The sequence below is a fragment of the Corynebacterium sp. HMSC034A01 genome, from assembly GCF_001838175.1.
Lineage (GTDB): Bacteria > Actinomycetota > Actinomycetes > Mycobacteriales > Mycobacteriaceae > Corynebacterium.
This window is the reverse complement of sequence record NZ_KV835971.1, coordinates 18,801-27,870: the sequence shown is the minus strand read 5'-3', so window position 1 is coordinate 27,870 and position 9,070 is coordinate 18,801. Positions and strand designations below refer to the sequence as shown.

Below are 9,070 nucleotides of genomic sequence, written 5' to 3'. Positions count from 1 at the left end.
CCCGCCAGCATCCACACTGACGGACAACGGCCTGGTATTCACCGCCCGCCTAGCCGGGCGCAAAGGCGGGCGAAACGCATTCGAAAAAGTGCTCGTCGCACACAAAATCCAACAGAAAAACGGCCGACCAGGCCACCCCCAAACCCAAGGAAAAATTGAGCGGTTCCACCAAACCCTCAAAAAATGGATCACCGCCCGACCCCCAGCACAAACCATCGATGAGCTGCAACAACTCCTCAACGAATTTCGCCAATACTACAACTGCACCCGACCCCACCGCGCCCTAGGCAGACGCACCCCGCAGCAGGCATACACCACCGGAGTCAAAGCCACACCCAACGACAACCCCAAAGAAGAATGGCGCACCCGAAACGACACAGTCGACAAAAACGGCAAAGTCAGCGTGCGCTACGCCGGCAAACTCTTCCACCTCGGCATTGGACGCACCTACAAACACAAGAAAATTCTCATGGTCATCACCGACAACCACATCATCACATCACTGGTCGAAACCGGAGAAGTCATCACCGAGCACTACATCGACACCGCCCGCGACTACCAAAAGGCCTACTGGAAACACGGCGACCCACCACTACGCCCCGAATGAACAAAACCGGCACCCCAGAATAAAAACAACTGAGATGCCGGTCCGTCCAGCATGTCGCGACTCATGCGTCAAGCATGACGCGACTCATGACATTTGCGCCCCAGAGAGGAATCGAACCTCCGACACCTTCTTTAGGAGAGAAGTGCTCTATCCACTGAGCTACTAGGGCAATGGGGTAAAGAGTACCGCAGCCCTTGCGCGCGCCGAAAACAGGCTCGCAAGCCCTTCCGCCACAACCTACGGTCCGGTAGGGTTTGAGCGAAAAGCCCCCTACCCTGCGAGGTGCCCATGACCGCCCTCAAGACAGGCCAAGTCCAGCGCACGTACGTGGTCGCGGACCGCGGCGACCGACCAGCCGTGCGCGGCTGGTTCCACCTCGTGGCCGCCGCCCTGTCGGCCATCTCCTCGGCCGTGCTGATCACGTTCGGCTGGATGACCCTGCCGTGGCCACAGGCCCTCGGCGTGACCATCTACGGTGCCGGCGTGGTGCTGCTGTTCGCCGTCTCCGCGATGTACCACCGTTGGCCGTGGCGCTCGCCCGCGGCGGTGCAGTGGTGGCGCCGGGCCGACCACGCCACCATCTCCGTGTTCATCGCCGCCACCTACACCCCGCTGTGCCTGATCGTGTTCGAGCCGCGCACCGCCGCCATCATGCTGGCGGTGGCGTGGGCGGGCGGCCTCGGTGGGGCCGTGCTCAACCTGGTGTGGATCAACCACCCTCGGTGGCTCGACGTCGTGGTCTACGTGGGGCTCGGTTGGATCATCGTGCCGCTGCTGCCAACACTGTGGCGCTCCGCCGGCCCCGTGGTGGTGTGGCTGCTGTTCGCCGGCGGGGTGGTCTACACGCTCGGCGCGCTGATCTACGGCTTCAAGTGGCCGGGGCGTTCCGCGCGCTACTACGGCTACCACGAGCACTTCCACACCGCGACCGTCGTCGCCGCCGTGTGCCACCTCGTGGCCATTTGGATGGTGGTCGTGGGCCACTGAGGCTAGAGTGGCGCATGTGACTACCTTTAATCGCCGCACGTTCCTCAAGTCCGCGGGCGCCGCAGCCGCCACCGCGGCACTCGCCGGCAGCGCCTCAGCCGCCCTCTCCCCCGCCGCCCAGGCGCAGCAGCGCCGGGTGCTCGGCACGGTGGTGGATTATTCGGCTGGCGTGCCGTCGGCAAGCGCTGTGAAAGCCGCGGGCCACATGGGCGCGGTGCGCTACGTCTCCGACCGCCGCCCCGGTGCCGAGTGGATGCGCGGCAAACCGGTGACCATCGGCGAGACCCGTGACTACAAGGCCAACGGCCTCGCCGTCGCGTCGGTGTACCAGTTCGGCCGCGCCGAGACCGCCGACTGGAAGCGCGGCGCGCTCGGTGCCGCCGCCCACGCCCCGAAAGCGATGGCGCTGCACACCGCGGCCGGTGGCCCGCAAGGCCGCCCGATCTACGTGGCCATCGACGACAACCCCACCCTCGAGCAGTTCAACAACCAAATCAACCCGTACCTGACCGCGATGGGTGCCGCGTTCAGCACCGCTGGCTACCAGCTCGGCGTGTACGGCAACTACTACACCATCGCCTGGTGCCTCGAAGACGGCATCGGCTCCTACTTCTGGCAGCACGACTGGGGCTCCCAAGGCAAGGTCCACTCGCGTGCGAACCTGCACCAGGTCGCCGGGCGGCAGGCGACCATCCAGGGGATTCAGGTGGACATCAACAACGTCTACGCCTCTGACTGGGGCCAGTGGACCCCGGGCCAAGCCTCCGCCCTGACGAAACTCTCGCCAGATGACTGGGCCACCCTGCTCCAAGGCAGCAGCCAGCTGTCATCCTCGCTATTCAGGTAGCGGCTGATAATTTCTAGGGATTTATTTAAACTGTTCAAAGTCAGCTCTCAACACTTTGACAGGAGTCCCGTGAACACCACCCGCATCGCGGCGGCTGCGCTGGCAGCCAGCCTCGCCACCACCGTCATCACACCCGCCGCCTCCGCCGCCGACTGGATGTCGCAGGCCTACAACCCCAGCTACGCCGACACCGACGTGACCCCGGGCGCGACGGCTCGCATCCCGCTCGCCGGCAACGTCCCGGCGGGCACCACCTTCGACATCAACAGCATCAACGGCTGGGACTTCGACGTGGACGCCGACGGCACCGTCGCTGCCACCCCGCGCGGCCAGTTCCCCGGCGCCTACGCGCAGAACTACGTCACCATCACCTACCCGGACCACACCGTCGACTACGCGCTGTTCACCGTGCGCGTGGCCAAGCCCTCCGTTTCGCTCGCAGATTCCCTCGACTTGGCCTGGGGTGATGCGACGGTGGCCCCGGGCGGCACCGTCACGCTGCGCCCGAGCACCCCGCTTCCCGACGGCACCCAGCTCGCCGCCCCGTCCGGCTCGGGCGGCTGGCGCATCGACGCCGACCAGGATTCCGGCGAGGTCACCGTCGCCGCACCCGCGGGCGCCCGCGCGGGTGCCGGCCTGCGCATCACCTTGGGCGTGGTGTTCCCGGACGGTTCCACCAAGCAGTACTCCTCGCGCATCACCGTAGGCAAGGCAGATCGCGTGACGACGAGCTCCGCGCCTTCCCCCGCCCCGACCATCACCACCACCGCTGCGCCGGCGCCGAAGCCGTCCACCACGACGACTCCGAAATCCAGCCCGAAGACCACCGCAGCCCCTGCACCTAGCGTCGGTGAGCTGTCGTACCCCGACACCGCGGTGTCCGCCGGCGACCGCGTCACCGTGTTCCTCTCCGGCGCCCTGCCTGAAGGCTCCCGCGTGATCGGCCCGAACCAGCGCCACAACGGGTGGACGCTGGAGACCGACGAGGACACCGGCGCGATCACTTTCTCGGCCCCGCGCAACGCGCAGCCGGGCTACGCCCTGGTCCTCAAGGTCACCGTGCTGCTTCCCGACGGCTCCCGCCGCGACCTCACCGCCAAGGCCTACGTCCCCACCTCCGCAGAAGGCGCCGCGCCGAGCACCACCACCCCGGCTCCGGCCACGACCACCACCCCGGCACCGTCCCCCACCACCCGCTTCTCGACGACTGCGCCAAAACCTGTGCCGACCACCACCCGAGCCACCCCGGCGCGGCCGGTCGCCGAGACCGCGAAGGTGAGCATCGACAACGCCACCATCACCGCCGGCGAGTCCATCGTGGTCACCCCGAAGGGGCTGCCCGCCGGCGCCCGCGTCTTCGTCACCGAGGAAACCCGCGGCGGCTGGACCATCGCCCGCGAGGGCGAGACCGGTATCCGGATCACGGCGGCGAAGGGCATGCGCCCGGGCAACGTGCTGCGCATTAACGCGGCCATCCAGTTCGCGGACTATTCCTCGGTCAACCGCACCTTCGACACCAGGGTGGTCCGCGGCCAGGCAACGGGCGGCCTGACCACAGCCCCGTCCAAGCCCACCCCCGCCCCAGCTCCCACCCCTGGCAAGCAAACCTCCCCGGCGGGCATGATCACAGGCATCGCGGTCTCGCTCGGCCTACTCGGCACCCTGGGCCTCGTGGGAAGATTCTTCCCCTTCTTCTAAGCGGATAGCAAAAGGGCCTGATCTCCCCTTTGGGAAGGTCAGGCCCTACTGTTGTGCCGCTTTAGTGGTCGACGGGAGCTTCGACGCCGACACCGGTCAGGGAGCGGACCTCCATCTCGGCCTGCAGCTCGTCGAAGTTGTCGGGCTTGCCCAGGTAGGTGCCGACGATGCCGGCGAGGAAGCCGAGCGGGATGGACACCAGGCCCGGGCTGGTCAGCGGGAAGATGGACCAGTCGGCGTTGGGGAACATCGCGGTCGGGCTGCCGGAGACCGCCGGCGACAGGGCGATCAGCACCAGCGCGGAGATCAGGCCGGTGTAGATCGACGCCACCGCGCCGGTGGTGTTGAAGCGCTTCCAGTACAGGGAGTACAGGATGGTCGGCAGGTTCGCGGACGCCGCGATGGCGAACGCCAGGGAGACCAGGAAGGCCACGTTCTGCTGCATCGCCAGGATGCCCAGGACGATGGCGACGATGCCCAGGATCACCACGGTGATGCGGGAGACGCGGACCTGCTCTTCTTCGGTGGCCTGGCCGTCGCGAAGCACGGCGTCGTAGACGTCGTGGGCGATGGACGCGGAGGCGGTGATGGCCAGGCCGGCGACCACCGCAAGCACCGTCGCGAAGGCGACCGCGGAGATCAACGCCATGAAGATGGAGCCGCCGAGCTCGAACGCGAGCAGCGGTGCCGCCGAGTTCGCGCCGCCGGGTGCGGCGAGGATGCGGTCCGGGCCGACGAAGGCGGCCGCAGCGTAACCCAGGATCAGAGTGAGCAGGTAGAAGGAGCCGATGAGCACGATCGCCCAGGTCACGGACTTACGCGCCTCCTTAGCGGTGGGCACGGTGTAGAAGCGCATGAGCACGTGCGGCAGACCCGCGGTACCGAGCACCAGCGACAGGCCAAGCGAGATGAAGTCCAGCTTGGAGGTGGTGGATCCGCCGTACTTCAGGCCCGGCTTCATAATCTCCTCGGCCTGGTAGCCCTTCTCCGCGAGGTAGCTGGAGGCGGAGTGGGTGTCGATGGCCTGGTTGAACACGGCGGTCAGGCCGCCCTTAGCCATGATGAACGCCAGCACCGACATGATCAGCACGCCGGCGATGAGCAGCACGGCCTTGATCATCTGCACGTACGTGGTGCCCTTCATGCCGCCAACAAGGACGTAGATGATCATGATCACGCCGACGATGCCCACGCAGATCGCCTGGGCGGTAAAGGAGTGCAGGTCCAGCAGCACGGACACCAGGGAGCCGGCGCCAGCCATCTGGGCGATCAGGTAGAACAGCGACACGAACAGGGTGCCGAACGCCGCGGCGACGCGCACCGGCTTCTGGCGCAGACGGAACGACAGCACGTCCGCCATGGTGAAGCGGCCGACGTTACGCAGCGGCTCGGCCACCAGCAGCAGCGCCACCAGCCAGGCGACGAAGAAGCCGATGGAGTACAAGAAGCCGTCGTAGCCGTTGAGCGCGATCGAGCCGACGATGCCCAGGAAGGACGCGGCGGAGAGGTAGTCGCCGGCGATGGCGAGGCCGTTTTGCGTGCCGCTAAACGACGCACCACCGGTGTAGAAGTCCGCCGATTCGCTAGTGGTCTTGCCGGCGCGGGTCACGATGTAGAGCGTGATCACGATGAAGGCGCCGAAGATGGCGATGTTGAGCAGCGGGTTGCCGGTCGCTTGCCCGGCTTCGGCTGCGAGCAGGTGGGTCTGCATGGTTTAGCCCTCCATCTCTTCGCGGATATGAGCCGCGCGCGGCTCGATGTTCTTGTTCGCCCACGAGACGTAGATCCAGGTGATCAAAAACGTGGTGAAGAATTGCGCCAAGCCGAGCCAGAGGCCGACGTTGAGGCCCAAGAAATCCTTGGCCATCACGTCGGGGGCGAAGGTGGCGAAGACGACGTAGAAGACGTACCAGAGGAACGCCGCGATCATCACCGGGAAGGTGAATCCGCGGAACGTGCCTCGCAAGTCTTGGAATTCGGGGCTTTGCTGCATGGCCACGAACTCGTCGGGAGTTGGCTCGCGGCGTTGCGGGACAGCGGTGGAACCGGCCATGGCCTCGATCCTTTCTAGTGCACGGGAATAAGGTCTTTGCCGCGCCGGAAGTATGTGATCTCCGACTCAACAATGTGAATGTAACCTATCACACAGCAGCATGTGTGGTGTTCCGCAAATCTCTCCTATTTCCGTGCAAAGAAAAACCACCCGGCTGCGATCAACGCAACCGGGTGGCCAATCAGCGATCCCTTACCCTGGGAAGGTCAGCGGGTCGCCGGAGAGGCGCTCACCCTTCACGCCGTCGAGGGCGGCGACGTCCTCACTGTCGAGCGTGATGCCCACCGCGCCGAGGTTCTCCTCCAGGCGCTTCGGGTTGGCAGTCTTCGGCACCACGGAGCAGCCGAGCTGCATCAGGTACGCCAGCGAGACCTGCGCCGGGGTCGCTCCGTGCTTGTCGGCCACGGCCTGGATGGCCGGGTCGTCGAAGTTGCCGCCGCGCGCGAGCGGCGCCCACGCCTCGGTCACGATGTCGTGCTCGTCGTGGTAGTCGCGCAGCTCGGGCTGGGTGAACCCGGCGTGCAACTCCACCTGGTTGAGCACCGGGGTGATGCCGGTGGCCTCGATGATCTCGTCGAGCACCTCCGGGTAGAAGTTGGCCACACCGGCGGACTGCAGACGGCCCATGCCCTGCAGCTCCGCGATCTGCTCGAATGCCTTCACGTAGGTGCCGTGCTGCGGCCACGGCCAGTGCACGAGGTAGAGGTCGATGAACTCTAGGTCCAGGCGCTTAAGCGACTCGTGGTACGCCTCGGCCACGCGCTCCTGGTCGTCGTTCCACAGCTTGGTGGTCACGAACAGCTCTTCGCGCGTGACGTCGCCGGCCTTGATTGCGGCGTTGATGGCTTTGCCAACCTCGACTTCGTTGTCATAGAGCGCCGCGGTGTCGATGTGGCGGTAGCCAAGTTCGATGGCGGTGCGCACGATGGGCTCCACCTCGTCGCCGGTCAGCTTGTAGGTGCCCAGGCCGAGGAGGGGGAAATCGTAGCCGTCGTTAAGTGTGGTGACCGGGATGCGCATGGCAGCCTCCTAGCTGGCGTCGAGCAGGTCGATGATGAACACGAGGGTGCGCCCGGACAGCGGGTGCCCGCCTCCTGCGGGGCCGTATGCCTTCTCCGGCGGGATGGTCAGCTGGCGGCGGCCGCCGACCTTCATGCCGGGGATGCCTTCCTGCCAGCCCTGGATCAGGCCGGTGAGCGGGAACTCTGCGGCCTCGCCGCGGTCCCAAGAGGAGTCGAACTCCTCGCCCGTTTCAAAGTCCACGCCAAGGTAGTGGACCTTGACAAAACCGCCGGCCACGGCCTCTGCGCCCTCGCCAACAGTGATGTCCTCAATGACGAGGTCTGCAGGCGCCGGGCCCTCCGGCTTGTCGATGAACGGCTTTTCCATAGCGTTGAAACTCCTTGCAAATTATGTGGGCAGTTTGTGCGGCCCAATACAAAACCGCCGAGAACTTCCTCCCGAAATTATAAGGGAAGGTCAATTCTCGGCGGTGGAGCGCCGAAGCATGCAGCTTATCGACGCCTATCGGTTGCCCTAGCGCTGATCACGCGGCACGAAGTCGCGCTGCTGGTAGCCGGTGTAGATCTGGCGCGGGCGGTTGATCTTCGTGTTCATCTCCAGCTGCTCGCGGTACTGGGCGATCCAACCCGGCAGGCGGCCGATGGCGAACAGGACGGTGAAGAAGTCCGTCGGGAAGCCCATGGCGCGGTAGATCAGGCCGGTGTAGAAGTCGACGTTCGGGTAGAGCTTGCGCTGGATGAAGTACTCGTCCTTCAGCGCGATCTCCTCGAGCTTCATGGCCAGGTCAAGCAGCTCGTCGCCGCCGAGGTGCTCGAGCACCTCGTGTGCGGTGTCCTTGACGATCGCCGCGCGCGGGTCGTAGTTCTTGTACACGCGGTGGCCGAAGCCCATCAGGCGCACGCCCTTTTCCTTGTTCTTCACGCGGTTCATGAAGTCGGTGGCGTCGCCGTCGTGGTTGTTCTTGATGTCCTCGAGCATCTCCAGCACCGCCTGGTTCGCGCCGCCGTGCAGCGGGCCCGCCAGGGCGTTGATGCCGCCGGCGATGGAGACGAACATGTTGGCCTGGGCAGAGGCGATCATGCGGACGGTGGAGGTGGAGCAGTTCTGCTCGTGGTCCGCGTGCAGGATGAGTAGCTTGTCCAGGGCCTTGGTCAGCACCGGGTCGACGTGGTAGTCCTCGGTCGGGTACCCGAACATCATGCGCATGAAGTTCTCGCGCGGGTTCAGGGAGTTGTCCGGGTACATGTACGGCTTGCCGCGGGATGCGCGGTAGGCGTAGGCGGCCAGCATCGGCACCTTGGCCATCAGGCGCACGGTTGCCTTGTCCAGCTGCTCCTCGTCCAACGGGTTGAGCTGGTCCTGGTAGTAGGCGGAGAGAATGTTCACCGAGGACGCGAGCACGGCCATCGGGTGGGCGTTGCGCGGGAAGATGTTGAACGCGGCCTTGAAGTCCTCGTCCAGCAGGGTGTGATGGCGCAGCTCGGAGTTGAAGTTCTCCAGCTCGTCGGTGGTCGGAAGCTCACCGTTGATCAGCAGGTAGGACACCTCGTTGAAGGTGGCGTTCTCTGCGAGGTCGGCGATGTCGTAGCCGCGGTAGCGCAGGATGCCTTCGTCGCCGTCGATGTAGGTGATCTTGGACTCGGTGGAGCCGGTGGAGACGTAGCCGGGGTCGAATGTGACCAGGCCGGTTTCGCCGAGAAGCTTGCCCAGCACGACACCGTCGTTGCCTTCGGTGGCGCGCATGATGTCCATCTCGTACTCGCCGCCCGGGTAGTGGAGTACGGCCTTATCCTTGTTCTCAGTAGCCACTGATTTCCCCTTCCAGGTAGTTTTCTCGGCTGTCTTTGGGATAGCT

At 65.4% G+C, this 9,070-nt stretch carries 9 protein-coding genes and 1 tRNA gene; 4 read left to right on the top strand and 6 right to left on the bottom strand.

Going from position 1 to position 9,070, the window contains the following annotated elements; all coding sequences use genetic code 11:
• The coding region (locus tag HMPREF2791_RS07265) for an integrase core domain-containing protein (protein WP_141764945.1) at positions 1-607 on the top strand (607 nt) is incomplete at its 5' end.
• Positions 608-703: 96 nt separating this feature from the next.
• Here the strand turns inward: HMPREF2791_RS07265 and HMPREF2791_RS07260 are convergent.
• Positions 704-776 (bottom strand) — tRNA-Arg (locus tag HMPREF2791_RS07260).
• A gap of 119 nt (positions 777-895) precedes the next feature.
• On the opposite strand from HMPREF2791_RS07260, the gene HMPREF2791_RS07255 reads away from it, so the two are divergent.
• The 3 genes from HMPREF2791_RS07255 (at position 896) to HMPREF2791_RS07245 (ending at position 4,139) form a co-directional block, all read left to right on the top strand.
• Positions 896-1,594, top strand: a complete 699-nt coding sequence (locus tag HMPREF2791_RS07255; protein WP_070472960.1) for a PAQR family membrane homeostasis protein TrhA — start codon at positions 896-898, stop codon at positions 1,592-1,594.
• A 16-nt stretch (positions 1,595-1,610) separates the two neighbouring features.
• The gene (locus HMPREF2791_RS07250; RefSeq protein ID WP_246815174.1) at positions 1,611-2,441 is read left to right on the top strand and encodes a DUF1906 domain-containing protein; all 831 of its coding nucleotides are present in this window, start codon (positions 1,611-1,613) and stop codon (positions 2,439-2,441) included.
• A 69-nt stretch (positions 2,442-2,510) separates the two neighbouring features.
• Entirely contained in the window at positions 2,511-4,139 is a 1,629-nt protein-coding gene (locus HMPREF2791_RS07245; protein WP_070844891.1) for a Rib/alpha-like domain-containing protein, read from the top strand.
• A 61-nt stretch (positions 4,140-4,200) separates the two neighbouring features.
• Here HMPREF2791_RS07245 and HMPREF2791_RS07240 read toward each other — a convergent pair whose 3' ends face one another.
• From HMPREF2791_RS07240 to HMPREF2791_RS07220, 5 genes are all read right to left on the bottom strand, one after another.
• Positions 4,201-5,850 (bottom strand): solute symporter family protein, encoded by a 1,650-nt coding sequence (locus tag HMPREF2791_RS07240; RefSeq protein ID WP_070844890.1) that lies wholly within the window; start codon positions 5,848-5,850, stop codon positions 4,201-4,203.
• A 3-nt stretch (positions 5,851-5,853) separates the two neighbouring features.
• The gene (locus tag HMPREF2791_RS07235; RefSeq protein WP_063938221.1) at positions 5,854-6,192 is read right to left on the bottom strand and encodes a DUF485 domain-containing protein; all 339 of its coding nucleotides are present in this window, start codon (positions 6,190-6,192) and stop codon (positions 5,854-5,856) included.
• Positions 6,193-6,384: 192 nt separating this feature from the next.
• The gene (locus HMPREF2791_RS07230; protein ID WP_070844889.1) at positions 6,385-7,212 is read right to left on the bottom strand and encodes an aldo/keto reductase; all 828 of its coding nucleotides are present in this window, start codon (positions 7,210-7,212) and stop codon (positions 6,385-6,387) included.
• Positions 7,213-7,221: 9 nt separating this feature from the next.
• Positions 7,222-7,581: an FKBP-type peptidyl-prolyl cis-trans isomerase FkpA gene (gene fkpA, locus HMPREF2791_RS07225; RefSeq protein ID WP_063938216.1), complete on the bottom strand. Its 360-nt coding sequence runs from the start codon at positions 7,579-7,581 to the stop codon at positions 7,222-7,224.
• A gap of 147 nt (positions 7,582-7,728) precedes the next feature.
• Complete coding sequence (locus HMPREF2791_RS07220) at positions 7,729-9,024, bottom strand: citrate synthase (RefSeq protein ID WP_083327930.1); 1,296 nt, start codon at positions 9,022-9,024, stop codon at positions 7,729-7,731.
• Between the last annotated feature and the right edge of the window lie 46 nt (positions 9,025-9,070).